The sequence below is a fragment of the Parahoeflea halophila genome, from assembly GCF_900220985.1.
In the GTDB taxonomy this organism is placed as follows: Bacteria; Pseudomonadota; Alphaproteobacteria; order Rhizobiales; family Rhizobiaceae; genus Hoeflea; species Hoeflea halophila.
Genome location: NZ_OCPC01000001.1, coordinates 658,165 through 683,867, shown reverse-complemented (window position 1 = coordinate 683,867; position 25,703 = coordinate 658,165). Strand labels below are relative to the sequence as shown.

25 protein-coding genes are annotated in these 25,703 nt (G+C 61.0%); 14 read left to right on the top strand and 11 right to left on the bottom strand.

All coding sequences use genetic code 11. From position 1 onward, the window contains the following. Window positions 1-5: 5 nt before the first annotated feature. Genes pcaG through pcaC form a run of 3 tightly spaced genes read right to left on the bottom strand, consistent with a single transcriptional unit; the run spans window position 6 to window position 1,781 of the window. Complete coding sequence (gene pcaG, locus CRO46_RS03300) at window positions 6-632, bottom strand: protocatechuate 3,4-dioxygenase subunit alpha (protein ID WP_097105062.1); 627 nt, start codon at window positions 630-632, stop codon at window positions 6-8. A gap of 1 nt (window position 633) precedes the next feature. Next, window positions 634-1,374, bottom strand: a complete 741-nt coding sequence (gene pcaH, locus CRO46_RS03295; RefSeq protein ID WP_097105060.1) for a protocatechuate 3,4-dioxygenase subunit beta — start codon at window positions 1,372-1,374, stop codon at window positions 634-636. Beyond that, entirely contained in the window at window positions 1,371-1,781 is a 411-nt protein-coding gene (pcaC, locus tag CRO46_RS03290) for a 4-carboxymuconolactone decarboxylase (protein ID WP_097105058.1), read from the bottom strand. Before pcaC ends, pcaH begins: the two co-directional genes overlap by 4 nt. 77 nt (window positions 1,782-1,858) lie before the next feature. Here pcaC and pcaQ point away from each other — a divergent pair, with 77 nt between their 5' ends. The 6 genes from pcaQ (at window position 1,859) to CRO46_RS03260 (ending at window position 9,626) form a co-directional block, all read left to right on the top strand. Further along, a complete protein-coding gene (gene pcaQ / locus CRO46_RS03285; RefSeq protein WP_097105056.1) occupies window positions 1,859-2,776 on the top strand; it encodes a pca operon transcription factor PcaQ in 918 nt (305 codons plus the stop codon). A 98-nt stretch (window positions 2,777-2,874) separates the two neighbouring features. Further along, window positions 2,875-3,870 (top strand): sodium-dependent bicarbonate transport family permease, encoded by a 996-nt coding sequence (locus tag CRO46_RS03280; RefSeq protein WP_097105055.1) that lies wholly within the window; start codon window positions 2,875-2,877, stop codon window positions 3,868-3,870. 14 nt (window positions 3,871-3,884) lie between these two features. Beyond that, on the top strand, window positions 3,885-4,196 hold the full coding sequence (locus tag CRO46_RS03275; protein ID WP_097105053.1) for a DUF190 domain-containing protein: 312 nt from the start codon (window positions 3,885-3,887) through the stop codon (window positions 4,194-4,196). Between the two features lie 103 nt (window positions 4,197-4,299). Then, the gene (locus tag CRO46_RS03270) at window positions 4,300-5,070 is read left to right on the top strand and encodes a DeoR/GlpR family DNA-binding transcription regulator (RefSeq protein WP_097105052.1); all 771 of its coding nucleotides are present in this window, start codon (window positions 4,300-4,302) and stop codon (window positions 5,068-5,070) included. A gap of 240 nt (window positions 5,071-5,310) precedes the next feature. Beyond that, window positions 5,311-6,486 carry an efflux RND transporter periplasmic adaptor subunit gene (locus tag CRO46_RS03265; RefSeq protein WP_342170747.1) on the top strand — a complete coding sequence of 392 codons (1,176 nt, stop codon included), beginning with the start codon at window positions 5,311-5,313 and terminating at the stop codon, window positions 6,484-6,486. Continuing rightward, the gene (locus CRO46_RS03260; protein WP_097105050.1) at window positions 6,483-9,626 is read left to right on the top strand and encodes an efflux RND transporter permease subunit; all 3,144 of its coding nucleotides are present in this window, start codon (window positions 6,483-6,485) and stop codon (window positions 9,624-9,626) included. The genes CRO46_RS03265 and CRO46_RS03260 overlap by 4 nt, the downstream gene beginning before the upstream one ends. Window positions 9,627-9,822: 196 nt before the next feature. On the opposite strand, the gene CRO46_RS03255 is transcribed toward CRO46_RS03260, so the two are convergent. From CRO46_RS03255 to CRO46_RS03240, 4 genes are all read right to left on the bottom strand, one after another. Further along, window positions 9,823-11,136 carry a TRAP transporter large permease gene (locus CRO46_RS03255; RefSeq protein ID WP_097105049.1) on the bottom strand — a complete coding sequence of 438 codons (1,314 nt, stop codon included), beginning with the start codon at window positions 11,134-11,136 and terminating at the stop codon, window positions 9,823-9,825. Beyond that, window positions 11,129-11,635: a TRAP transporter small permease gene (locus CRO46_RS03250; RefSeq protein ID WP_097105047.1), complete on the bottom strand. Its 507-nt coding sequence runs from the start codon at window positions 11,633-11,635 to the stop codon at window positions 11,129-11,131. The genes CRO46_RS03255 and CRO46_RS03250 overlap by 8 nt, the downstream gene beginning before the upstream one ends. Window positions 11,636-11,694: 59 nt before the next feature. After that, a complete protein-coding gene (locus CRO46_RS03245) occupies window positions 11,695-12,717 on the bottom strand; it encodes a TRAP transporter substrate-binding protein (RefSeq protein WP_097105046.1) in 1,023 nt (340 codons plus the stop codon). Window positions 12,718-12,843: 126 nt separating this feature from the next. Continuing rightward, window positions 12,844-13,314 (bottom strand): MarR family winged helix-turn-helix transcriptional regulator, encoded by a 471-nt coding sequence (locus CRO46_RS03240; RefSeq protein WP_097105045.1) that lies wholly within the window; start codon window positions 13,312-13,314, stop codon window positions 12,844-12,846. 108 nt (window positions 13,315-13,422) lie between these two features. Here CRO46_RS03240 and CRO46_RS03235 point away from each other — a divergent pair, with 108 nt between their 5' ends. The 8 genes from CRO46_RS03235 to CRO46_RS03200 are packed head-to-tail and all read left to right on the top strand — an operon-like array spanning window position 13,423 to window position 21,788. Continuing rightward, a complete protein-coding gene (locus tag CRO46_RS03235; RefSeq protein WP_244577752.1) occupies window positions 13,423-14,391 on the top strand; it encodes a PDR/VanB family oxidoreductase in 969 nt (322 codons plus the stop codon). An 11-nt stretch (window positions 14,392-14,402) separates the two neighbouring features. Beyond that, window positions 14,403-15,746: an aromatic ring-hydroxylating dioxygenase subunit alpha gene (locus tag CRO46_RS03230; RefSeq protein ID WP_097105043.1), complete on the top strand. Its 1,344-nt coding sequence runs from the start codon at window positions 14,403-14,405 to the stop codon at window positions 15,744-15,746. Next, window positions 15,743-16,222, top strand: a complete 480-nt coding sequence (locus CRO46_RS03225) for an aromatic-ring-hydroxylating dioxygenase subunit beta (RefSeq protein WP_097105040.1) — start codon at window positions 15,743-15,745, stop codon at window positions 16,220-16,222. Before CRO46_RS03230 ends, CRO46_RS03225 begins: the two co-directional genes overlap by 4 nt. Beyond that, window positions 16,219-17,862 carry an AMP-binding protein gene (locus CRO46_RS03220; protein ID WP_097105037.1) on the top strand — a complete coding sequence of 548 codons (1,644 nt, stop codon included), beginning with the start codon at window positions 16,219-16,221 and terminating at the stop codon, window positions 17,860-17,862. Before CRO46_RS03225 ends, CRO46_RS03220 begins: the two co-directional genes overlap by 4 nt. Next, window positions 17,859-19,028 carry a thiolase family protein gene (locus CRO46_RS03215; protein ID WP_097105035.1) on the top strand — a complete coding sequence of 390 codons (1,170 nt, stop codon included), beginning with the start codon at window positions 17,859-17,861 and terminating at the stop codon, window positions 19,026-19,028. Before CRO46_RS03220 ends, CRO46_RS03215 begins: the two co-directional genes overlap by 4 nt. Next, on the top strand, window positions 19,025-20,272 hold the full coding sequence (locus CRO46_RS03210) for an SDR family NAD(P)-dependent oxidoreductase (RefSeq protein ID WP_097105032.1): 1,248 nt from the start codon (window positions 19,025-19,027) through the stop codon (window positions 20,270-20,272). The genes CRO46_RS03215 and CRO46_RS03210 overlap by 4 nt, the downstream gene beginning before the upstream one ends. After that, window positions 20,269-21,060: a cyclase family protein gene (locus CRO46_RS03205; RefSeq protein ID WP_097105030.1), complete on the top strand. Its 792-nt coding sequence runs from the start codon at window positions 20,269-20,271 to the stop codon at window positions 21,058-21,060. Before CRO46_RS03210 ends, CRO46_RS03205 begins: the two co-directional genes overlap by 4 nt. 2 nt (window positions 21,061-21,062) lie before the next feature. Next, window positions 21,063-21,788, top strand: coding sequence for an SDR family NAD(P)-dependent oxidoreductase (locus tag CRO46_RS03200; RefSeq protein ID WP_097105028.1), 726 nt, complete (start codon window positions 21,063-21,065; stop codon window positions 21,786-21,788). Between the two features lie 121 nt (window positions 21,789-21,909). On the opposite strand, the gene CRO46_RS03195 is transcribed toward CRO46_RS03200, so the two are convergent. The 4 genes from CRO46_RS03195 to CRO46_RS03180 are packed head-to-tail and all read right to left on the bottom strand — an operon-like array spanning window position 21,910 to window position 25,694. Continuing rightward, window positions 21,910-22,683 (bottom strand): ABC transporter ATP-binding protein, encoded by a 774-nt coding sequence (locus tag CRO46_RS03195; protein WP_097105025.1) that lies wholly within the window; start codon window positions 22,681-22,683, stop codon window positions 21,910-21,912. Beyond that, entirely contained in the window at window positions 22,680-23,438 is a 759-nt protein-coding gene (locus tag CRO46_RS03190) for an ABC transporter ATP-binding protein (protein WP_097105022.1), read from the bottom strand. The genes CRO46_RS03195 and CRO46_RS03190 overlap by 4 nt, the downstream gene beginning before the upstream one ends. An 18-nt stretch (window positions 23,439-23,456) precedes the next feature. Further along, window positions 23,457-24,659, bottom strand: coding sequence for a branched-chain amino acid ABC transporter permease (locus CRO46_RS03185; RefSeq protein ID WP_097105020.1), 1,203 nt, complete (start codon window positions 24,657-24,659; stop codon window positions 23,457-23,459). Window positions 24,660-24,662: 3 nt separating this feature from the next. Further along, a complete protein-coding gene (locus CRO46_RS03180; RefSeq protein ID WP_097105017.1) occupies window positions 24,663-25,694 on the bottom strand; it encodes a branched-chain amino acid ABC transporter permease in 1,032 nt (343 codons plus the stop codon). Window positions 25,695-25,703 lie beyond the last annotated feature (9 nt).

The following is a 25,703-nucleotide window of genomic DNA, read 5'->3' as shown; positions in this document are numbered from 1 at the left end:
CTCTCTCAGATGTCGAAGAAGACGGTTTCCCGCGGGCCCTGCAGATGGATGTCGAGGCTGTAGTTGCCGCCAGCACCCTTGGCCAGCAAGGTTTCGATACGGTCGCTATGTTCGATCCTGGCCAGCACCGGGTCATCGGCATTTGCCTCGGCTTCATCGCGGAAATAGATCCGCGTGTTGAGGCCGAGATTGATGCCACGGGCGACGATCCAGACATTGATGTGCGGCGCCTGCATGCGGCCATCGGGAAAGGGAATCGGGCCGGGCTTGATGGTTTCAAACCGGAGCACGCCGGTCTCTAAATCCGCGGCCCTGCGTCCCCAGCCGGTGAAGGTCAGGTCGGCATTGCCGCGCCTTTCCGCAGGGCTGTTGTAGAGGCCCTGGGCGTCTGCCTGCCAGATTTCCACTAGCACGTCCTTCAGCGCTGCGCCGCCGCCATCGAACACCCTGAGCTCGAGGGTAATGCGCTCGCCTTTGGTGGCGTCGGTAACCATGGCTGTGCCAAGGTCTTCACCATAGACGCCGATAATGCCGCAGGCGTTCGGTGTGAGGCCAATATGGACGTAGGGACCGGCAGTTTGTGACGGCGATTCCCTGAACGGATAAAGCGGTGCATTGGGAGTGTTGGTCATGTCAGTTGCCCTCCGGCCGGTTCTCGAACAGGGTCGAGCGGCTGCCGCGCAAGATGATGTCGAAGCGGTAGGCCAGCGCATCCATCGGTGCGGAGCTGTTCATGTCGAGGCGTGCGGTGAGTTGCTCGATGGCGGCCGGATCGGCGATGGTGCGGACAATCGGGCAGATCGGGATCAGCGGATCTCCCTCGAAATACATCTGGGTAATCAGGCGCTGGGCGAAGGCCTGACCGAAAACCGAGATGTGGATGTGGGCGGGGCGCCAGTCATTGGGGCCGTTCGGCCAGGGATAGGGGCCGGGACGGATGGTACGGAAGGCGTAACTTCCGTCGTCGCCGGTGAGGGTTCGGCCGCAGCCGCCAAAGTTCGGATCGAGCGGCGCGAGATAGCCATCCTTCTTGTGCCGGTAGCGGCCGCCGGCATTGGCCTGCCAGAATTCCAGCAGCACCTTGGGAACCGGCTGGCCACGTTCATCGAGCACCCGGCCGTGAACCAGGATGCGTTCGCCGATGGCGCTTTCACCCGGCCGGGCGAAATTGAGTGTCAGGTCATTGTCGAGCGGGCCGATAATGTCATCGCCGAAGGCAGGGCCGGTGGTTTCGGAAAGCGAGTTGCCGATCGCGATCAGCGGCCGCGTCGGCGCGCGCAAAACCGAGGACTTGTAGCCCGGCGCATAGGCCTTCGGGTGCCAGGCGCGGTCTCTGGTGAAGTAACTGGTAGCAGTTGGTTTGCTGTTCTTCATTCCTTCGCCCCTCCCTCGGCGGCATTCATTTCGGCCAGGGTTCGCTTGGCAATGCGAAACGCGGTGTTGGCGGCGGGTACACCGGCATAGATTGCAACATGCATGAGCGCCTCGCGAATATCATCTTCGGTGGCGCCGGTATTGGCCGTAGCGCGGACATGCATGGCGATTTCCTCTTCGTGGCCGAGGGCGGCGAGGAGCGCGATGGTGACGATCGAGCGGTCGCGCTTGCTCCAGTTCGGGCGAGACCAGAGACCCTCCCAGGCGCTTGCGGTGATCAGTTCCTGGAAAGGTTCGTCAAAGGGGGTTCTGGCCGCAATCGCCCGGTCCACATGGGCGTCACCCAGAACCGAACGGCGGGTCTGCTCGCCTTTGGATTTAGCTTCCACCCCGAAAACCTCCCTCATTGCGTCAGTCTTCACTTTGCATATTGAAATGGAAATGAATAATGATTTTTTAGTGCAGTTATGATCACATAATTGATATGGATATATCACGGCGTATCAAGATCCGGCATCTCGAAGCCTTTGTCGAAGTGGCGCGTCAGAAAAGCGTCGGCCGCGCGGCGATCACCTTGTCGCTGACCCAGCCGGCGGTGACACGGACGATCCGCGAACTCGAGCAGATCGTCGGTGCGGCGCTGGTCGAGCGTGATGGCCGGGGCATCAGGCTGTCGCATCAGGGCGAGGTCTTCCTTTCCCATGCCGGCTCGGGGCTGGCTGCCGTGCGCGGTGGCATCGCGGCATTGGCGAATGTCGCCACCGTGACTGGTCCGCCGGTGCGCATCGGTGCGCTGCCGACGGTGTCCGCCACCATCATGCCGGGTGCCGTGGCGGATTTTCTGGATTCAGGGCTGAAAAGCCCACTCAGGGTCACGACCGGCGAAAACCGGGTGTTGCTCGACCAGCTGCGCAAGGGCGATCTCGACCTGGTGATGGGGCGGATGCCGGCGCCCGAGAACATGGCGAGCCTGCGTTTTGAGCCGCTCTACCGCGACCGGGTGGCGTTCATTGTTCACAACAATCATCCACTGTCGAGGCAGAGGCAGGTGGCGGCAGATATTCTTTCGCGCCATCCGGTCCTCGTTCCTCCGGCCGGGTCGATCATCCATCCCTTTGTCGAACGGCTGATGCTGGAGCAGGGCATGGCGCCGCCGGTCAAGGCAGTGGAGACAGTGTCGGACAGTTTCGGCCGCGCCTTTCTGCGATCAACCGATGCGATCTGGATCATTTCGCGCGGGGTGGTGGCCGCGGAACTGGCATCGGAAGAGTTCGTCGAGTTGCCGATCGATACAGGCTCGACCATGGGTGCAGTCGGCCTGATCACGCGCGAGGCCGACCGGCCGCATGACGCGGCCCTGTTCTTTGCCGAAATCCTGCGGCGGCGCTCGTCGCAAAGCTGACGCGTTTCCGCCAAAATTCTCAGCCGCATCGACTGGCGCAGGATGGCTATGCGTCCTACATTTGACCGAAATTCGTTGGGCAAGGGGCTAGGCATTTCATGCAAGACATTCTGGCGCTGGCAAGCGCAAACCTGCTGTCACCAGCGGTGCTGTTTTTCGCACTTGGTTTCATGGGCACTCTCGCCGGTGCACAGCTGACGCTGCCGGAGGCGGTGGCCAAGACCCTGTCGATCTACCTGATGCTGGCAATCGGCTTCAAGGGCGGGGTTGCGGTCGCCGAACATGGGCTCGGGATCGACATCGTTATGGCGCTGCTCGCAGGGATGGTGCTTTCGGCCCTTATTCCGCTCGTAGCTTTTGGTCTGCTGACGGTGATGGCACGGCTGGAAAGGGTCGACCGTGCTGCGGTTGCTGCGCATTACGGCTCGATCTCGATTGTCACCTTTGTCGCCGGGAGCGAGGCCCTGCGGGTGGCCGGTCTTGGTTTTGAAGGTTACCTGGTCGCCGTCGCAGCGGTGATGGAGACGCCCGCCATCCTGGTTGCGCTCTATCTGGCCCATAAAGGCAGGCCTGCCTCTGAAGCTGCCGCGAAGTCCGGCGGGCGTCAGGAAGGGCTCATGACCGAAGTCATGCTCAATTCCTCGGTCGTGGTGCTTGTCGGTTCCTTCGTGATCGGATTCCTGGCCGGACCGAAAGGGCTTGCCGATATTGCGCCCTTCATAGTCGATCCGTTCAAGGGGGTCTTGTGCCTGTTTCTGCTCGACATGGGCGCCGTTGCTGGGCGCGGTATCCGGTCGGGATGGAAGCACATGAGCCCGGGGCTGGTGCTGTTCGGCCTGGTCATGCCCTATATCGGCGCCGTTTTCGCGCTTGCTGCAGGACTTGCCATCGGGCTTTCGACCGGTGGTGTGGCGCTGTTGATGGTTCTCGGCGCTTCCGCATCCTACATTGCGGTGCCCGCGGCCCTGCGACTTGCACTTCCCGAAGCGCGGCCCTCGATCTATCTGACGCTGTCGCTCGGCATTACCTTCCCGATGAATCTGACCATCGGCATTCCCGCCTATATTGCATTGGCGCAGACGGCGTCGGGCTAATCGAGGAGATCATCATGCATACATTTGCGAAAAAGCAGATCCAGATCATTTGCGAACGGCCTATCCTCAAGCGCGTTCAGCGTCATCTGACCGAGGCCGGGGTGAAGGGTTTTACGGTGTTTCCGGCGCTGTCCGGATCGGGTTCCGAGGGGGAATGGGACCGCGAAGGGATGGTCGGTGATGCGGGACAGATGGTGATGGTGCTGGTGGTTCTCGACCCCGAAGACCTGGACCGGGTTCTTGCCGACATCTTCGACGTCGTCAGCCCGCAAATGGGCGTGATTACGATCAGCAACGTGGAAGTGGTGCGACCCGACCGGTTCTAGCGAACAAAGCGAAGCTTTACCGAAACAGTTATACGTATTGTGATTTTCGTTTCTTTCGTTTTAGACTGGTTGCGAAACCCGTAACCTTCGGAAGACGATCCAGATGTATCTTGCTCCGCGCCACTCCGAGATAATCGAACTCGCCAAGACAGAGGGCCGGGTTCTTGTTGATGAACTGGCGACCCATTTTGACGTAACGCCGCAAACCATACGCAAGGATCTCAACGATTTATGCGAGCGGCAGTTGCTGATGCGCATCCATGGCGGGGCGGTGATCCCGTCAAGCACGCAAAACATGGAATATGCCCAGCGCGGCAAGATTGCTGCAGATGAAAAACAGACCATCGGCGAGGCCGCTGCGAAACTGATCAGCGACAATGCCTCCCTGTTCATCAATATCGGGACAACAACCGAAGCGGTGAGCCAGGCTCTGTTGCGGCACGGGCCGTTGATGATCATCACCAACAACATCAATGTTGCCAACCGGATGCGGCCCTTCACCCAATTCGAGGTGGTAATTGCCGGTGGTGTCGTGCGGGCATCCGACGGTGGTATCGTCGGTGAAGCGGCGGTGGATTTCATCCGCCAGTTCAAGGTGGATTACGCAGTCATCGGCACCTCGGCGATTGATCCGGACGGGGCGTTGCTTGACTATGATTTCCGCGAAGTGAAGGTGGCGCAAGCCATCATCGCCAATGCGCGCCACGTGATCCTTGTGGCAGATTCGACCAAGTTCGAACGGACGGCGCCAGTGCGCATCGGTCATCTTGAGCAGGTCGATACTTTCGTCACCGATCGGTGCCCGGACGAAAGGGTGCGCAAAATCTGCCGCGATTTTGATGTCGAATTGATCGAGACCATGCGGCTTCCCTAATATTATCGGGAGCTCAATTTCTGCTTGGTGGCCTGGGAGTTATGCTGCAGTCGTCGGCTGTGTGCTATCTGTTGCGGCGATGCCACTGTGGCAAAACATCGGCTTTCATGTGGCGATTTCTTGACTGCTGTCCTTTTTTGACCAGGAGTCTGTCACTATATAACCGACGGTCTGGACATCCGTTTGCGGCTAGGCGCCAGTGAACGGGGACATTACTTTTGCCATGGATTCAGTTGAGCCGTGGCCCATTTTTATATCGAGAGCAGGTTCATCATGGCATTGCCAAGGTTTCATACCGTCGCAGCCTTCGTCGTGCTGGCCGTCTCCGCGGCCTGGGTGCTGACCGGCGAGTTTTCGTCGATCGGCAGTGCTGCGCAGGAGTCAGGCGACGAGCGGCAGGCAGAGCAGGCCGCTCCGGCCACCGAAAAGGTGCTGCGCACCGTGGCCGTGACGACCCCGGACTTCATCCAGCACAACCGGATTATCCGTATTTCAGGCGTGACGGCGCCGGACAAGCGGACAACGCTAGCGACCCGCAGCGCCGGGATCCTTGGTGAGCTGAAGGTGGAAAAGGGCGAACGGGTGCAGGCAGGTGATGTCGTCCTGGTGCTCGACGGCGCCGAGAAGCAGGCCATGTTGGAGACGGCAAGGGCGTTGCTGGATCAGCGTCAGAAGGAAGCCGACAATGTGGAGCGGCTGGTCAAGACCGGCATTTCGCCAACGACACAGATGGACAATGCCCGTTCCGCCCTGGCTTCGGCGCGTTCGCAGCTTGAAGCGGCCCAGGCCGAAATCGACCGTTTGACGGTCGTTGCGCCGTTCTCCGGCGTGATCGATCAGGTCAAGGTCGAGGAGGGCAGCTGGCTTCCCTCGGGAGAAGCAGTGGCAGTTCTGCTGCAGCTTGATCCGGTGGTGGCGCTTGGCGAGGTGAGCGAACGCGAGATCTCCCATGTGAGTGTCGGTCGCGAGGCCGATGTGCGCCTGATCAGTGGTGATATCGTCTCCGGATCGGTCAGGCATGTCAGTCTGGAGGCGACGCCCGGAACACGTACTTTCCCGATCGAGGTTGCCATCCCCAACCCCGACAACAAGGTGCCCGCCGGGATGACCGCGGAGATCATGGTCAAGTCCGAGGCCGTGCAGGCAGTCAGGCTGCCGCGCTCGGTGGTCACGCTGGATCCTTCGGGAAATCTCGGGCTCAGGATTCTAAAAGGTGACGGAACGGTCGGTTTCGTGCCGATTGACCTGATTGACGACACGCCTGACGGGCTGATCCTGAGCGGTGTGCCCGAGGACGCCCAGATCATCGTTGCCGGGCAGGACCTGGTCAGTGATGGCGAAACAGTCAATGCCGTGCCGGCTGATTCCCACCTGATCACCGGCGCGACAGCCAGAGTGCCGGAGCAGTCCCGATGAATTTCGTCGACGTCGCGATCCGCAATGCGCGGCTGACCATCGCGGTTTTGCTGTTTCTCGTCGTCGCCGGGACGATGGCCTACATCTCCATTCCGAAGGAAGCGGAGCCCGACATCCAGATCCCGGTGATCTATGTCAGCCTGCATTATCAGGGTATTTCGCCTGAGGATTCCGAGCGGCTGCTGCTTCGTCCGATGGAGACGAAGCTCCAGAACATCACTGGTATCAAGAAGCTGACCTCGACCGCCTATCAGGGTGGCGGCAACGTGCTGATCGAGTTCAACGCCGGTGCCGATCTGGCCAAGGCGCTCGATGATGTGCGCACCAAGGTCTCCGACGCCAAGCCGGAGCTGCCGCAGGGCGCGGATGAGCCGACAGTCAACGAGGTCAATATCTCCGAGTTTCCGGTTCTGGTGGTTACCCTGGCGGGCGATGTGCCGGAGAGGGCGCTGACAACCGCGGCGCGCGAGCTCAGGGACCGGCTCGAAGAAGTCAACGGCGTTCTCGAGGCCAAGCTGCAGGGCGCACGGGATGATCTTGTAGAGGTCATCATCGACCCGGTGAAGCTGTCGTCCTACGGTATGCAGCTCGACCAGCTGATTGCCGGCGTCAATGCGTCGAACTCGGTGGTAGCTGCCGGGGCGTTGGAAGGCGACGAAGGCCGTTACTCGATCAAGGTTCCGCTGCTCATCGAGACCATCGAGGACGTGGCAAACCTGCCGATCATCGCCGGTTCGAACGCCGTGGTACGGGCCCGCGACCTGGCTTCGATCCGCGCCTCGTTCAAGGATGCCGAGACAATTACGCGGCTCAACGGCCAGCCGGCGATTGCGATCGAGGTTTCAAAGCGCGTCGGCGCCAACCTGATCGAGACCGTCGACGCGGTCAAACAAGTCGCGAACACTTACAAGGACCTGCTGCCTGAAGGTGCGATCATCAGCTTCAGCCAGGATAAATCGACATCGATCCGGCAGTTGCTGGGGGATTTGCAGAACTCGGTTCTCACGGCCGTGATCCTAGTCTTCATCGTCATCCTCTACGCCCTGTCGGGCCGTGCCTCCCTGCTGATCGGATTTGCCATCCCGGCCTCGTTCCTGATGGGAATCCTGGCTCTCTCGCTGGCAGGGCTTACGGTCAATATCGTGGTCTTGTTCAGCCTGATCCTGGCCGTGGGCATGCTGGTGGATGACGCCATCATCGTTACCGAATTTGCCGAGCGCCGGATGAGCGAAGGCATGGAACGGAAAGAAGCCTTTTCGCTGGCCGCAAAACGAATGGCCGGGCCAGTGACGGCGGCGACGCTGACCCGCGTGGCGGCGTTTTCGCCGCTGTTGTTCTGGCCAGGGGTCGTCGGCGAGTTCATGAAATTCATGCCGATCACGCTGATTGCGACCCTGTCGGCATCGTTGCTTTACGCGCTCGTCTTTACTCCGACCCTTGGTGCCTTGTTCGCCAAGCCGATGATCGAGGACGGACCAACCCGTGACGGGCTCTACATGAAGTTTGTCGCCCGCGCCGTGCGACATCCGTTCCTTGTCGTGTTCCTGACGCTGGCCGCGCTGGTAGTAGTGCCGGTAGCCTATGGCAAGTATGGCAACGGGGTCGAGTTTTTCCCCGATGTCGAGCCGGATTATGGCCTTCTCTACGTGCATGCGCGCGGCAATCTTTCGCTTGAGGAGAAAGACAATGCGGTGCGCATGGTCGAGGAGCAGATCATCGGCTGGCCTGGGCTGACCAGCGTCTATACCCGTGTCGGAAATGTCAGCGGCGGCGGCAACAACGTCGCCGAAGATGTGGTCGGCGTCATCCAGTATGAATTCGTCGATTGGCGCGAGCGCAAACCGGCGGGCGAGATCCTCGAGGATTTCCGCCGCGAGCTCACAGGGTTTCCCGGAATCGATATCGAAGTCAAGGTTCCCCAGGGCGGTCCTCCGACGGGCAAGGCGATCCAGATCCAGCTTTCTGCGGCGAACCCGGCAGGACTGTCCGAGGTCGCGCGCAGGGTTGCGGCGCAGCTTGAAGCCACTCCGAACGTGATCGATGTTTCCGACGGCCTGCCGCCGCCCGGTGTCGACTGGGAGATCCGGGTCGACCGCTCTGTCGCCGCCCGCTACGGCATCGGTCCGTCATCGGTGGGCACGGTGGTGCAGCTGGTGACCACCGGCCTGAAACTGACCGACTACCGGCCGGCCGGTGTGGACGATGCCGTGGACATTCGCCTCAGGTTGCCGGAGGAACGCCGGACCCTTTCGACACTGGATGATCTGCGTATCGAAACCGCCCAGGGCTCGGTGCCGATCTCGAATTTCGTCACCCGTGTTGCGGCACCAAGTGTCGGCACCTTGACCCGTATCGACGGCGTGCGCACGGTCATCGTTGAAGCGGGTATCAGCGAAGGCATTCAGGCGGACGCGGTGCGCCAGGGCATCGTCGCGGAACTGGAAAAAGCCAATCTGGAAGATCAGGGGATCCGCTGGAAGCTTGCAGGTGAGGACGAAGAGCAGAAGGCAGCGGGCGAGTTCCTGTCCAAGGCGGCGGGCGCGGCCGTGTTCCTGATCTTTGTCGTGCTTCTGGCGCAGTTCAACCGGTTCCTCTCCGTGGCGCTGGTGCTGTCGGCGGTGGTGATGTCGACCATCGGTGTGTTCCTTGGCCTGCTGATTACCGGGCAGCCGTTTGGCGTGGTGATGACCGGGATCGGGATCATCGCGCTTGCCGGCGTGGTGGTGAACAACAACATCGTGCTGATCGACACTTACGATCATTTGCGGCGCGAGGGCAGGGACAAGCTCGATGCGATCCTCGAGACCTGCCGCGAGCGTGTGCGGCCGGTCATGCTGACCGCGGTGACGGCGATCCTGGGCGTGTTGCCGATTGCCTTCGGGGTCAATCTCGAGCTGATGGCGCATGAGACGACCTATGGCGCGCCCTCGACCCAATGGTGGATTTCGCTGTCAAGCGCCATCGTGTTCGGGCTGGCGTTCTCGACCATTCTGACACTGGTGGTGACACCGTCGCTTTTGATGATCGTGACGCGGTCGAAGGACAGCAAGGTGATTGCCTGGTGGAACCGTATGAAGGCGCGCGTCGGGCTTGGGAAAAAGCCAGCTGTTGCCAGCGCTCATGGTGAGCCTGCGGAGTAGCCGGTTTCTGCACATGCACTTCGTTCAAGAGGAGCGCGGGCGATCGGCCGGAGCACCGTTTCTTGTGCCGAAAGGGCTGTTCCCGAAACCGCTCGCGTCTTGCGGCTGCCACGCCATCAAAGTCTCGCAGGTCGCTGATGCGGTTCGGTTAATGTGCGGGATTGCCGCCAGTCGCCCAGTAGCTGAATGCCTGCCGTCACATCTGCGACGGCAGGAACAGCACCAGCCAGGGGAACAGCAACAGGATCAGCAGCCGGAGGATGTCCATCATCCAGAACGGCGTCACACCCTTGAAGATGGTGCCGACGGAAATGTCGCCGACCACGCTTTTGAGAATGAAGACGTTGAGACCGACCGGCGGTGTGATCAGGCTGATTTCGGTCACCACGACGACAATAATGCCAAACCAGACCGGGTCGAAACCGAGCCCGATGACAATCGGAAAGAAGATCGGGACGGTCAGAAGCAGCATCGAAAGGCTTTCGAAGACGCAGCCCAGCGCCACATAGATCAGGATGATCACTGCCATCACCAGCCAGGGGGACAGCTCGGCAGTGGTGATGATGTCCTTGAGTGCCTCGGGCAGGCCTGCGTAATTGACGAAGTTGGAGAAGATCCAGGCGCCGATCAGTACGCTGAAGAGCTGCGCGGTGGTGATCGCTGTTTCCTTGAGAACACTGATGGTTTCGCCAAACGTCAGAGAGCCGCGCGACAGGGCAATCAGAAAGGCGCCCATGGCGCCCATGCCGGCGGCCTCTGTGGGCGAGAAGGTGAGGTTGAGCGGCCAGACATCGAGCGCGCCGTAAAGCCCGCCGATGACGAGGAAGAAGAGCAGCAACACCGACCAGACGCCACGCAAGGCCTCTAGCTTCTCAAGCAGGCTGAAGCGCCTCCCCGCCGGACCGGCGGCGGGGTTTCGGAAAACCGAGATCTGGACCGCAATCAGATAGAACACGATGCCGAGAATGCCCGGGATGATGCCGGCGATGAACAACTTGCCGATCGAGGTTTCGGTCAGCAGGCCGTAAATGACCAGGATGACCGAAGGCGGGATCAGGATGCCGAGCGTACCACCGGCCGCGATCGAGGCGGACGAAAGTTGGTCGGAGTAACCAAGCTTGCGCATCTCCGGCATCACCACCTTGGACATGGTGGCGGCGGTCGCAAGCGATGAACCGCAAATGGCAGCAAAGCCACCGCAGGCGGCAATGGTGGCCATGGCGAGACCGCCGCGGAAATGGCCGAGAAAGGCATTGGAGACCTGGTAGAGCTCGCGGCTGATGCCGCCCTTGTTGACAAACAGGCCCATGAGAATGAACAGCGGCACCACCGAGAGACCGTAATCCTGGCTGGTGTCGATGATCAGCCGGGAGACTAGCGAGATCGCGGCGCGGAAATTGGTCTCGTAGGTCATGCCGGCCATGCCGACAATTGCCATGGCAAAGGCAATCGGCATGCGCAGCAGCACCAGGAGCAGCACTGCGGCAAAACCAATCAGGGATTCAATCATTTGCGCCTCGGAGCAGGTCTGGCTTGAAGAGGATGACAAGTCCGCGCAGCGCCATCGAAAGCGCGGTGACAAGGGTCATGAAGGCGATGAACCAGGTGATGTAGAACACCGGAATGGCGAGATACTCGGTCAGGTCACCATAGTTTCTGGCGCGTGCCGCGAGATCAAACGAGCGCATGGCGGGCCAGTAGAGAAGGACACCGCAGATAAGCGTGATCAGGCCTTCAAGCACACGTTCGATGCGCAGGCGGTGAAACAGCGGATCGAGCAGGTCGACGACAATGTGGTTGGCCCGGCCGGAGACCACCGGGAGAGCGGAGAACACGATCACGGCCATGGCAATGCGGGTCAGCTCGGTGGCGGCCTCAATCGGCGCCGAGAAGGTGGAGCGCATGATGACGTCGGAAAATGTCAGCACCATGAGGACGAACAGGGTCGCTGCGGCGAGCAGCATCGGCAGCTCCGCCAAACGGTTCAGCAATTTGGCAATGGACTTCATGGAAGGCTCCTTGCGGGGCAGGAGTGCGGGGGCACAACAGAGGTGCCCCCGCAATGATATCACTTGCCGTAGGATGCCATGGTCGATTTGACCATTTCCGCCGCTGCGTCGGCATCGATGCCGAGGTCGGAGATTTCGCCCAGGACCTTGGTCCGGACGCGGGCCGCCATTTCGGCGAATTTGGCCTGATCCTCGGCGCTGGCGGTGACGATGTTGTTGTCACCCGCAGCCATGGTGGCTTCGCGCGCCTTGTTGTCGCTTTCGTCCCAGGCTGCGCCCATCATGCGGGATGCGGGTTCGCCGAAGACCTTTTCCTCGAGCGCCGACTTCACGTCTTCGGGCATGGCGTCAAAGGTTTCCTGGCTCATCAGCACGGCAAAGGCGCCGCGGTAGAAGCCGCCGGGCATTTCGTAGACGTTCTTGGCAACTTCGTTGAGCTTGAAGCTGATGCGCTCGCCCATGTTCATCGCCACGGCATCGGCAGCGCCTGATGACAGGGTCTCGTAGACCTTGGGTGCGGGCACCTGAATGCCGACGAGGCCGAGTTCGGCACCGACATCGGCCGACACACCGCCGCCAAGGCGGGTCTTGAGGCCCTGCAGATCCTCAAGCTTTGCGACCGGCTTGTTGGAGTGAACCTGGCCGGGGCCGTGGGTGTTGAGAGCGATGACCTTGGTGCCCTTGAACTCGTCGAGCTGGGCCAGGTATTTTTCGTGCGCCCGCCAGTAGGCGACGGAGGCGGCCTCGGCGTTGCCTTCATAGCCCGGCAATTCGATCAGCTTGGTGCCGACGAAGCGGCCAGGCTGGTAGCCGTTGAAGATGATTGTGATGTCGGCAGCGCCGTCGAGAATCAAGTCCATCTGCGCCGGGGGCGGGGCGAGGCCCAACTTAATCTCACCGCTGACCTGGCCGTCAGTAGCCTCTTCCATCATGTCAACGAGGCCCTCCAGCATCTCGGTGTTGATCGGATGCGTAGGCGGCAGCCAGCTCGAAATGGTCAGGTTGATATCGGCGGCCATCGCCGACGCGGAAAATCCGACAGCCAGCATCGTGCTGGCCAACAGGGTGCTCATCTTTCTCATGCGTATCCTCCCAATGGTGAGGCCAGGTGCTACTCCTGACCCCGAAAGCAGAAACATGCATTATCATATAAAAACATGCAATGTCGCCTATTCATCTTTTTCGGGATTTCGCACATTCGCCTTTGCTCAGCCCTGCTTCAGGTCTCCTGATTCGAGGTGCCAGATCAGAGCCCGCAAGGTGTCCTTGATATGATCACCCTGACCGCCCTGGAACGACTTGAGCAGCTCCTGTTCGTCGATCCTTGCGTCTGCAACCAGTTCCTCTGCGAGTGCGCGTCCCTGCGGAGTCAGGAAGACCCGGACCCGGCGGCCATCCTTCGGATCGCTGCGGCGGGAGACGAGGCCCCGGGTGTCCATCTGGATGATGATTTTGGTGAGCCGCGACTGTTCGATCATGGCGTAGCGCGCGAGTTCGGTGACCATTGAGCCATCGGTATCGATGAGACAGGCCATCACGCGCCACTCGGGAACACGCAGACCCTTGCTGCGGACATGCGCATGAAAACGCTCGCTTGCTGCTTCGCTGGCAGCCGCCAGCAGATAAAGCAGATAATTGGGAACGAAGGGGGGGGTGGGGGCGTCGACTGAATTGTTCATCCGGAATCCGCGTGTTTCGGAGCGCTTTCATTGCATTCCGGCACTGTATCTTCAACAAAAACCTCTTGACAAGATTTATATGAAAATTCATGTTTCCTGGCAAAGGAGATGGAGACAGTGGTTGAACCGGTCAAATTGAAAGTCGCGTCGGCACGCATGCTGACACAGTCCATTTGCGAACTGGAATTTGTGCGCAGCGATGGTGGGACGCTCGCAAGTTACACGCCCGGCGCCCATGTCAAGTTCGCGCTGCCGGCCGGCGAACGCTCCTACTCGCTGATTGATTTCGAACCCATACCGGATGGGGCTGCCCCGGTCAGCTATCGGTTCGCGGTTCAGCTCGAGGCGAAAAGCAGCGGCGGTTCGAGCTTCATGCATGGTCTCAAGCCCGGCGACGAGGTCGCGGCTACAGCCCCCGACAACGATTTTCCGCTTCTCGCGGACAAGCCCGCGCTGCTGATTGCGGGCGGCATCGGCATCACGCCGATGATCAGCATGGCAAGTGCGCTGCAGGATGCCGGGACCCCGTTCCGGTTTCACTATGCCTGCCGCACTGCCGCCGCAATGGCCTACCGGGACGAACTCGGTGAACGTTTCAACGACTTTCTCACCATGCATTTCGATGATGTCCCCGAGACTGCACTGGATATCGCAGCGCTTGCCGGCTCGGTGGGCAGTGACGAGCACGTCTATGTCTGCGGGCCCAAGGGCATGATCGATGCTGTGAAATCAGCGATGGAAGCGGCCGGCATCACCCAGGACCGGATCCATTTCGAACTGTTTACATCCGCAGCCGAGCTGGCCGGGGATCGGGTCTTCGAAGTTGAGGTGCATGCCACCGGCGAGGTTTTCGAAATACCGCCGGGAAAGACCATCGTGGAAGTGCTCGAGGCTGGCGGTGTCGACCTGATGCATGATTGCCTGCGCGGCGATTGCGGCATCTGCCGGACGGATGTCATTGATGGCATTCCGGATCATCGGGATGTCGTGCTCAGCGACAGCGAGAAGGCTGAAGGTAATGTGATCCAGATATGCGTGAGCAGGGCAAAATCCGCCCGCCTCGTACTCGATCTTTAGGGGAGGTGGCCATGGGACGCTATGCAGACAATCCAGCCGCGATCAAGGCCTTGTATCGCGGCAACGAAGTTCACCGGGACGTCTATACGGACCAGGAAATCTACCGGCTCGAGATGAAGCACCTGTTCGCCAATGCGTGGGTGTTTGTCGGCCATGAGAGCCAGACACCGAACAAGGGCGATTACTTCTCCACCCAGGTCGGCGATCAGCCCGTGATCCAGGTTCGCCACAGCGATGGCGAAGTGCATGTGCTGCACAATCGCTGCCCGCACAAGGGAACCAAGATCGTCATCGACCGGGCCGGCAACACCGGCAAGTTCTTCCGCTGCCCCTACCATGCCTGGTCGTTCAAGACCGATGGCTGTCTGCTCGCAATTCCGCTGAAGAAGGGCTACGCCAACACGGGCCTCGAAAACACCGAGAACGGCAAGGGCATGCGCGCGGTGGGTGAGGTCAGGAACTATCGTGGTTTCATTTTCTGCCGCCTGGCCGAAGAAGGGATTTCGTTCGAGGAGTTTTTCGGAGGCTCGCTGTCGTCGATCGACAACATGGTCGACCGCTCCCCCGCGGGACGGCTGGAAGTGGCCGGGCCGCCGCTCAGATACATGCATCACTGCAACTGGAAAATGCTGGTCGAGAACCAGACCGATACCTGCCACCCGATGGTGGCGCACGAGAGTTCCGCCGGAACCGCCGTCAAGCTCTGGGAAGAGCTGGACATGCCGGAAGGCACGCCACTGCCGGCTGCGATGGAAATCATCGCGCCCTTCATGTCCCCTTACGAGTTCTTCGAGAACATGGGGATCCGGACCTGGCCCAATGGTCATGGCCACACCGGCGTGCACCATTCCATCCACTCCAACTATTCGGCAATTCCGGGTTACATGGAGAAGATGGTCGAGGCCTATGGCGAGGAAAAAGCCAAGGAAATTCTCGGCGAAAACCGTCACAACACGGTCTATTTCCCCAACATCATGATCAAGGGCCCGATCCAGCAGCTGCGTGTGTTTATTCCGCTGGCAGCAGACAAGACGATCGTGGAAAGCTATATCTACCGTCTCGTCGATGGACCGGACGAACTGACCCAGCGCACGGCGATGTACAACCGGATGATCAACGCGCCGACCTCGATTGTCGGGCATGACGACCTGGAAATGTACGAACGCGCCCAGGAGGGGCTGCAGTCGGATGGGCTTGAATGGGTCAACATTCAGCGGCTTTACGAAGAAGGTGAGGATTTCACGCAGGAAGCGGTCGAGAACGGCACCACCGAGCGGCAGATGCGCAACCAGTTCGATGCCTGGGTCAAATTCATGACCTGGGACATGGATGACGTGCGGGAGGCTGCGGAATGAGCGTTTCGAAAGAACAGCTGATCGATTTCATCTATGACGAAGTGCGGATGCTCGACGAGGGCCGCTACGACGAGTGGCTGGCGCTTTGGCTCAAGGATGGGCACTACTGGATGCCACTCGATTACAAGCAGACGGATCCGCTCAACGTCACGTCGCTGATGTATGAAGACCTGTTCATGCTCAAATTGCGGGTCGAGCGGCTCAACGGGGCGCGGACGTTTTCGCAAAAGCCCAAAAGCCGTTGCCACCATGTCATCCAGCGGCCCTATGTCGATGAAATGGACGAGGCAGCAGGAACCTTCGTGACCACGACCTTCATGCATTATGTCGAAACCCGTCTCGACGAGCAAACGTTGCTCGCGCTGACGGCGCGCCACGAGCTGGCGCTGGTCGACGGCAAGCTGAGGATTGCCAACAAGCGGGTCGACATCCTCAACAGTGACGCCGCCTTCCGCAACATCCAGCTGCTGCCATGATCGAGGCCTGTACACAGACCATCTGGCAGGCCTTCGCCGCGACCGCCGGTCGTTATCCTGAGCGTCCATTGTTCAACGTCCTGGACGAGACCGCCGGCATCTACGGCATTCAGTCAGGCGAGACCAGCTACCGCGAGGTCTCGGATCAGGTGACGGAGCTTGCGGCCGCCTTGCAGCAAAGTGGCTATGGCGCCGGGTTCCGGGTGATGCTTCTGCTTGAAAACCGGCCTGAGTTCTTTGTCTGGCTGCTTGCGCTCAACCGGATCGGCGCTTCGGCGGTGCCGGTCAATCCGGATTTGCGGCATTCCGAACTCACCTATATGGCTAGACACTCCGAGCCGTCGCTGATGGTTGCGATCGAACCCCGGTGCCAAGGCCTGGCCGCGGCTGCCAAGGAAGCAGGCCTGGCGGTGCCGGTGATCACACCGGGAGATCCCGTGCCTCACCCCGGGACGGCGGGGCCGGTTGCCTTGCAGGTGGAAACGAGGGGTGGCGCAATCGAGGGCGAGACGCTGGAGGCGGCGCTGCTCTACACCTCAGGAACCACAGGCAACCCCAAGGGCTGCATCCTGACCAACAGCTATTTTCTCGAGGCGGGCCGCTGGTATGCGCAAGCCGGCGGGCTGTGTGCGCTCTCCGAGGATGGCGAGCGGATGATCACGCCGTTGCCGATCTTTCACATGAACGCGATGGCCTATTCCTTCATGGCGATGGTCGCCGTTGGCGGGTGCCTGACCGTGCTCGACCGGTTCCATCCGTCGAGCTGGTGGGAAAGCGTGCGGGAGAGCGGCGCCACCTGCCTGCATTATCTCGGCGTGATGCCATCGATGCTGATGGGAGCACCCGAAAGCGCTGCAGACCGTGATCATTCGGTCCGGTTCGGTTTTGGCGCAGGCGTTGATCCGAAACTGCATGCTAGCTTCGAGGAACGCTTCGGCTTCCCGCTGGTCGAGGCCTGGGCGATGACGGAAACCGGGGCGGGGGCCGTGATTTGCGCCAATCAATTGCCGCGCCGGGTGGGCGAGAGTTGCCTCGGCAAGCCTGGCGACGAACTCGACGTGATGATTGTCGATGCCGAGGGCGCCGAAAGCCGGAACGGCCCCGGTGAATTGCTGGTCCGGCGCAAGGGAGAAGAGCCACAACGCGGTTTCTTCTCGGGCTATTTCAAGAACCGGGAAGCCACGGCAGAGGCCTGGGCTGATGGCTGGTTTCACACCGGCGATATCGTCCGGCGCGAGGATGACGGCTCGATGTTCTTCGTCGACCGCAAGAAGAACGTGATTCGGAGGTCAGGCGAGAATATTGCGGCCGTGGAAGTGGAATCGGCGCTGATGCGGCACCCGGCGGTCAAGGCCGCAGCGGTGGCGGCGGTGCCGGACCCGGTGCGTGGCGACGAGGTGTTTGCGTGTCTCAAGGTCGAGGGCGATGCGGGGCCGGCACTGGCGGGCGAGATCGTAGGCTGGTGCCTTGAACAGCTCGCCTATTACAAGGCACCGGGCTATGTTGCCTTCGTCGAAGCGCTGCCGCTGACCTCCACGCAGAAAATCCAGCGGCGTGAACTCAAGCAACTGGCCGAGAGGCTGGTCGAGGATCCGGCAACGGTGGATACGCGCGCCATGAAGAAGCGGACAGCCGCGTGAAGCGTCAGAGCTATGAGGGCGTGGTGGTGACGGCTCCCGTCTCCGTGCCCTATGTGCGCTATTCGCAGGAAACGGCGCATTGGTGGATCGCGCGCGCGCTGAAGCAGCTGCTCGATGTAGCTGGCCTTTCACCGCGCGAGCTGGACGGGTTTTCGGTGTCGAGCTTCACGCTGTTTCCCGACACGCCGGTGGGGCTGACCCAGCATCTGGGGCTGAGCCCGCGATGGCTCGACAGCATTCCGATGGGCGGGGCCAGCGGTGTTGTGGCGCTCAGGCGGGCGGCGCGTGCGGTGCAGGCAGGCGATGTCGACGTGGTCGCCTGCGTGGCGGGTGACGCCAACCGGATCGACAGTTTCCGCCAGCTGCTTTCGTCGTTTTCGCGCTTTGCGATGGATGCCTCCTACCCCTATGGATCGGGTGGACCAAACGCCAGCTTTGCACTGATCGCCGACGCCTATATGGCCGAGTATGGCGCCACACGCGAGGATTTCGGCCGCATCGCCGTGGCCCAGCGGGCCAATGCGCTTCATTATCCAAATGCCATTATGAAATCGCCGCTGACGCTGGAGCAATATCTCTCCGCCCGCCCTATTTCCGAGCCGTTCGGCCTGTTTGACTGTGTCATGCCCTGCGCCGGAGCGGAAGGCTTTCTGGTGATGCGCGAGGATGAAGCTCAGCGACGCGGTCTCGCCTATGCGCGGATCGCCTCGACCATCGAGCGGCACAACGCATTTCCCGAAGACCCGGTGCAGCTGCGCGGCGGCTGGGTGATGGATGTCGACGAGCTTTACGAGATGGCCGAGTGCGGACCCGATGCCATAGATGTGCTCGAAACATACGATGACTACCCGGTGATCTCGATGATGCAGTTCGAGGATCTCGGCTTCTGCGCCAAGGGCGAGGGGCCGCAGTTCGTGCGCGACCGGGATCTGACGATCGACGGCGATTTTCCGCACAATACCTCGGGTGGGCAATTGTCAGCCGGGCAGGCGGGTGCGGCCGGCGGCTATCTCGGGCTGGTCGAGGCGATCCGGCAGGTGACCGGCCAGGCCGCCGGCACCCAGGTCGCCGAAGCCAAAACCGCGATGGTCTCGGGTTTCGGCATGATCAATTATGACCGTGGCCTGTGTTCGTCCGCGGCAATCATTACGGGGGCGGGGCGATGACGGACAAGCTCCTGCCGCCCAAAAAGAAGAACCCGCAACTGCGTCAGCGCGTACCTACCCTGCCGCCTGCCATGCGCTCGCGCGCAGCGCTGGGGTTGACGGCGGCGGCCGCGCGGGGTGAATTCTCATTGCAGCACTGCGAGGATTGCGGGGCGGTGCAATATCCGCCGCGGGATGCGTGCTCCTCCTGCCTGTCGGTCAAGCTTTCGTGGCGCGAGACCGGCAGGCAGGGCAAGCTGATTGCCGAAACGCGGATCCATGCCTCGCCCGATCCCTATTACCGCGAGCGGCTGCCCTGGCGCTCGGGGCTGGTGCGCCTGGACGCCGGCCCGACCGTGCTTTGCCATCTGCATGGCGATGTGGGGCGTGGCGACACGTTGCGCATGGATCTCAAGCTCGACAAGGCCGGGCAGGGGGCGATGATCGCCCTGCCAGTGGAAAGGACACCCGACATGGCGGATGACCCGCAATTGCGCAGCCTGACGGCGGACCCGAAACACCGTCGGATCTTGATCACCGACATCCGCTCTCCGATGACGCGGCCGCTGATCGACGGGCTTCTGGCCGCCGGTGCCGCGCATGTCTTCGTCGGCCAGTCCGAAAGCTGGCGGCGCGGGTCCGATCATGAGGCGATAGCCGCACTCGACAAGGTTTCGGTGGTGCAGCTTGATGTGACGGATGCCTCCTCGGTCCAGCGGCTTGCAGCCGAGATCGGCGGCAAGACCGATATTCTCATCAACACGGCGCGCTTCGTCCGCCCCGGTGGCGTGCTCGGCGCCGACACGGTGTTTGCGCGCGAGGAATTCGAGACCAATGCGCTGGGGCTGATGCGGCTGGCGCAGGCATTTGGTCCGGGCATGGCGTCGCGCACGGCCGACGGCGTCAATTCCGCCGTGGCCTTGGTCAACCTGCTCTCCGTGCACGCGCTTTCGGCGGACCCGCATTATGGAGCGTTTTCCGCCAGCCAGTCGGCGGCGCTGTCGATTAGCCAGACACTTCGATCCGAATTCCGCAGCTCCGGGCTTCGGGTGATCAATGTCTTCACCGGTCCGACCGACGATGAGTGGCACCAGCCGCTGCCGCCGCCGAAAGTGCCGCCGAAAGCGCTGGCAAAGTCGGTGCTCACGGCGCTTGGTGAAGGTCTTGAGGATGTGTTCTGCGGTGATGTTGCGAAAGACCTGCAAGAGCGCTGGCGCAAGGATGCCAAGGTGCTGGAACGGGAACTGACGGGAGGCGGGGCATGAGCGAGGCCATTTCAGTCCTTGCGGCTGCGCTGGGTGACGGATCGGTCGAGGTCGTTGATCTCACCCATACGCTGGATCCCGATTTCCCGGTGATCGTCTTGCCGCCGGAATTCGGCCAGTGCGCCCGGTTCAGGATGGAGGAAGTCTCGGCCTATGACGGCCGTGGCCCGGCCTGGAAATGGCACAATATCTCGATGAACGAGCATACCGGAACACATTTCGACGCGCCGATCCACTGGGTCTCGGGCCGCGATGTGGCCAATGGCGCAGTGGACGAGATCGATCCGGCGATGTTTGTCGGCCCGGTGGTGGTGATCGATTGCTCGGAAGGGGCGGCATCTGATGATGATTTCGAGCTGACGCCAGAGATCATCGCTGCATGGGAAGCGGAACATGGCCCCATTCCGGCAAATAGCTGGGTGCTGATGCGCACCGACTGGTCGAAGCGCCGTGGGGCCGAGTATCTCAACATGGCCGATGACGGACCGCACTCGCCCGGGCCGACACCGGCCGCAATCGAAATGCTGCTCGCGCGCGATATCCGCGGTTTCGGCACCGAGACTGTCGGCACCGATGCGGGGCAGGGGGCGCATTACACGCCGCCTTATCCGGCACATTACCTGCTGCATGGCGCCGGCAAGTTCGGGCTGCAGTGCCTGAGCAATCTCGACCGGCTGCCGGCAACGGGGGCGATGCTGATCGCGCCACCGCTGAAGATCAAGGGCGGGACCGGGAGTCCGCTCAGGGTGCTCGCACTTGTGCCGGGCAAGACAGGTTCTGGAGAATAAACATGAGTCAGCATACAGCCGTCATCACCGGCGCATCCAAGGGCATCGGCGCCGATCTCGCAAGAAAGCTCATCGAGCGCGGCTATACCGTGATCAACCTGTCGCGCAACGCGCCGGAGCAGGGGCACGAGCGGCTGATCAGCGTCTCATGTGATCTGCTCGATGCGGAGGCGGTCAGCCAGGCCGCCCGACAGATTGCGGACGAGCATGAGGTGACGCATTTCGTCCACAATGCCGGGCTGATCTGGCCCAATCTGGTGGAAGAGGCCAAGCCAGAGGACATCACCGGACTCTCGCAACTGCATCTGGGGTCCGCACTGACGCTCTTGCAGGCGTTCTTGCCGGCGATGAAGGCGCGCAGGTTCGGCCGGGTGATGTTCAACGGGTCGCGCGCCGCGCTGGGTGTTCCAACCCGGACCGCTTACTCGGCGACCAAAGCGGGCATGATCGGCATGGCGCGAACCTGGGCGCTGGAATTGGCGCCGCACGGCATCACCGTCAATGTGGTGGCGCCGGGCCCGGTGCAGACCGACAATTTCTGGGGCATCATCCCGAAGGGCAGCGAGCGCGAATCCGAGCTCGCCAACAAGATCCCGGTGGGGCGTCTCGGCTCGGTGGATGACGTCAGCAACGCATTCTTGTTCTTCTGCGACCCTGCCAGCAGCTTTGTCACGGGGCAGACGCTCTATGTCTGTGGTGGCACCAGCATCGGCATGATCAATCTCTGACTGCCAGCGCTGCCAGCAGTTCCTGCGCAGAGAAAATCGCGCCCCGGGAGGCGCGATTTGATCGTCTTTCCACGATGTCGTGCCGGCAAGGCTCGATCCGATTGGTTCGAGCTCATCTGGGCTAGATCGCCAGATAGTCGTGGCGCAACTGCTCGTTCTCGAGCACTTCCCTGGCAGTGCCGTCATACACGACCCCGCCTGATTCCAGAATTACGGCGCGGTCGGCAAGCTTGAGAGCGCGAACCGCATTCTGTTCGACCAGGATCGTGGTGATACCCTGTTGCTTGATGATGTTGAGCGTCTTTTCGATCTCATCGACGATCACCGGCGCGAGACCTTCATAGGGCTCATCAAGAAGCAGAACCTTGATGTCGCGGGCCAGGGCCCGGCCAATCGAGAGCATTTGCTGTTCGCCGCCAGAAAGCGTGACGCCTTCCTGCTTGCGGCGCTCTCCCAGCCGTGGGAACAGCTCGTATATCCGTTCGATCGACCAGCCGATGGGCGGTGCAATCTGGGCCAGTTCGATGTTTTCTTCCACCGTCAGGCCAGGAATGATGCGGCGGTCTTCCGGCACCAGCGATAGCCCGGCGCGGGACGCCTCGTGCGAACTCATCAGGTGCAGCGCCTGGTGGTCGAGCCAGACTTCGCCGCTGGTCATTGCCGGCGAACCGATCTGGGCGATGGCGCGCAGGGTCGAGGTCTTGCCCGCACCGTTGCGGCCGAGCAGAGCCAGGATCTCGCCTTCGTGCACATTGAAACTGACGCCCTGGACGATGTAGCTCTCGCCGTAATAGGCGTGGATGTCGTGCACGGACAGATAGGCGGGGGCCGTGGCGGCATGGTTGGCGTTGCGGGTAAAATCCGGAGTGCCGGTTTCGGATTGTATCTGGCTCATGCTGCGGCCTCTCCCAGGTAGGCTTCTTTGACTTTCGGATGGCCCTTGATGTTCTCGGGCGTATCCTCGACCAGCGGTGTGCCCTGCGCCAGCACGGTGATGCGCTTGGCGAGCGAAAAGACCACGTGCATGTCGTGCTCGATGATCACCATGGTGATGTCGCGCTTCTCGTGGATCTCGTTGAGCAGGTCGATGGTGTTGTTGGTGTCGGCACGCGCCATGCCGGCGGTGGGTTCGTCAAGCAACAGCAGCCTGGGTTCCTGGACCAGGCACATTGCCATTTCAAGGCGCCGCTTGTCGCCGCGCGACAGTGAACTGGCGATCATGTGCCGCTTGTCGGCCATGTTGACCTCGGCCAGCATGTGCTCGGCTTTCTCGATCAGCTGCTTTTCCGCCGCGATCGATTCCAGCGCATGCAGTCGAAAGGCACCGTCCCGCTTGGCGAAGCAGGGGATCAGCATGTTTTCAAAGACCGAGAGATCAGTGAAAATTTCCGGTGTCTGGAAAACGCGGGAAATGCCCAGCTGGTTGATTTCGTAGGGCTTGCGGCCAAGCACTGATATGCCGTTGAACATCACCGTCCCGGTGTCGGGGATCAGCTTGCCAACCAGAACGTTAAGCAAGGTCGATTTGCCGGCCCCGTTCGGCCCGATGATGGCGTGAACCGTGCCTTCCGCAACGTCGAGATTGACATCGCCAAGTGCCTGCAGACCGCCGAACCGTTTGTTGACGTTAGAGACTTCTAGAATTCCCATGTCCGTTATCTCCGCAGGTCAGCTTACGTGGGGTGCAGGTTTCGGGTGATGCTCGGCGTCGTGCTTCTTCCTCCGGTTTTTGCCGGTGACGGCGTTCCAGATCCGGCTTCCGCCTTCGATCAGACCGCCTGGCAGGAAGATGACGACCAGCATGAACATGAGGCCGAGCGTCAGATGCCAGCCCTTGCCGATGAAGGGGTGGATCAGGAAGACGATCGCATCTTCGATGCCGTCGGGCAGGGCGGCAAACCAGGTATGCAGGATGTTGTCGTTGATCTTCGAGAAGATGTTCTCGAAATACTTGATGAAGCCCGCGCCCAGAACCGGTCCCATCAGCGTGCCGGCACCGCCGAGAATGGTCATCAGCACGACTTCGCCTGATGCCGTCCACTGCATGCGCTCCGCTCCCGCAAGCGGATCCATGGCGGCAAGCAGGCCGCCGGCCAGGCCTGCATACATGCCGGATATCACAAAGGCTGCCAGCGTGTAGGGACGGGGATTGAGGCCGGTGTAGTTCATGCGGGTCTGGTTGGTCTTGATCGCACGCAGCATGATGCCGAAGGGCGAGCGGAAGATCCGCATCGACAGGTAGAAGACGATGATGGCGATGATGGCGCAGAAGTAATAGCCATTTGAGAAGGTAAACAGCCAGCCGCCGACATCGAGCTTGACGCTCTCGTTCATCACGATGCCGAAGAAATGCGGCGAGGTCGGGCTGCTCTCGTCCATCAGCACCTGCGGGTCGTTGAGGTAGACCTGCAGCCCGGTTTCACCATTGGTCAGGGGGGTGAGCACCGAGTAGGCGAGGTTGAACGACATCTGGGCAAAAGCCAGTGTCAGGATGGAGAAATAGATGCCCGATCTGCGCAGCGAGATGTAGCCGATCAGCAGGGCGAACAGTCCCGATACCACGATGGCGAGGATCAGGCCCGGCACCACGTTGTAGCTCAACAGCTTGTACATCCAGACGACCGAATAGGATCCGACGCCAAGGAAGGCAGCGTGGCCGAAGGAGAGGTATCCGGTCAGGCCGAAGAGGATGTTGAAGCCGATGGCGAAAATTCCAAAAATGGCGAAGCGCTGCATCAGGTCCGGATACCCCGCATTGAACTGCGCCAGTGCCGAATTTTCCGGGAACGGCTGCAACAGGATTGGTGTCGCAAGCGTCAGGATAATGACGATCAGGAGGAAGGTCGTGTCTTTCTTACTCAGTCCCAGCATGATTTATTCCTCCATCACGCCTCTGCGCCCCATGAGACCGCGGGGGCGGGTCAAAAGGATGATGATTGCAACTAGATAGATGATGATTTGGTCGATGCCCGGAAGGATCGACTTGACCTCGTTCATCGAGGCGAAGCTTTCAAGAACCCCGAGCAGGAAGCCGGCCAGCACGGCGCCAGGCAGGGAGCCCATGCCGCCGACCACGACCACGACGAAGGACAGCACGAGGAAGTCCATGCCCATATGGTAGTTGGGTGAATTGATCGGCGCATACATGACACCGGCGAGACCTGCCACGGCGGCTGCGATGCCGAACATGATGGTGAATCGCTTGTCGATATTGATGCCGAGAAGGCCGACGGTCTCGCGGTCGGCCATGCCGGCGCGCACCACCATGCCGAAAGTTGTGAACCGCAGGAATGCGAACACCGCGCCGATGATTGCGGCCGAAAACAGGAAGTAGATCAGCCGCCAGTACGGGTAGATGATCTGGTTCTCGGCAAAGCCGATCATCACGCCGAAATCGACGGATCCGCGAAAGGCGTCGGGTGCCGGCGTCGGAATGGGGTTGGCGCCATAGAAGTATTTGACGATCTCCTGGATGACGATGGCGAGGCCAAACGTGACCAGGATCTGATCTGCGTGGGGGCGTTTGTAGAAATGCTTGATCAGCCCGCGTTCCATCACATAGCCGACGAGCAGCATGACAGGTATGGCAAACAGGATCGCCAGCGGCACCGACCAGTTCAAAATGGCGTTGCCGGTCGCATCCCCGAACCAGGACACGACATAGGGCGTGTCGACCTTGAGGGGATTGCCGAGAAAATCCTTCTGGGTCGGGTCTTCCACCGTAAACGACAGCGAGAGGATTTTCTGAAGCGTGACGGCACAGAAGGCGCCGAGCATGAACAGGGCGCCATGGGCGAAGTTGACCACGCCGAGGGTGCCGAAAATGAGTGTAAGTCCGAGTGCGATCAGGGCATAGGCGCTGCCTTTGTCCAGTCCGTTCAGAACTTGAAGAATTATTGCGTCCATTTTGATGCC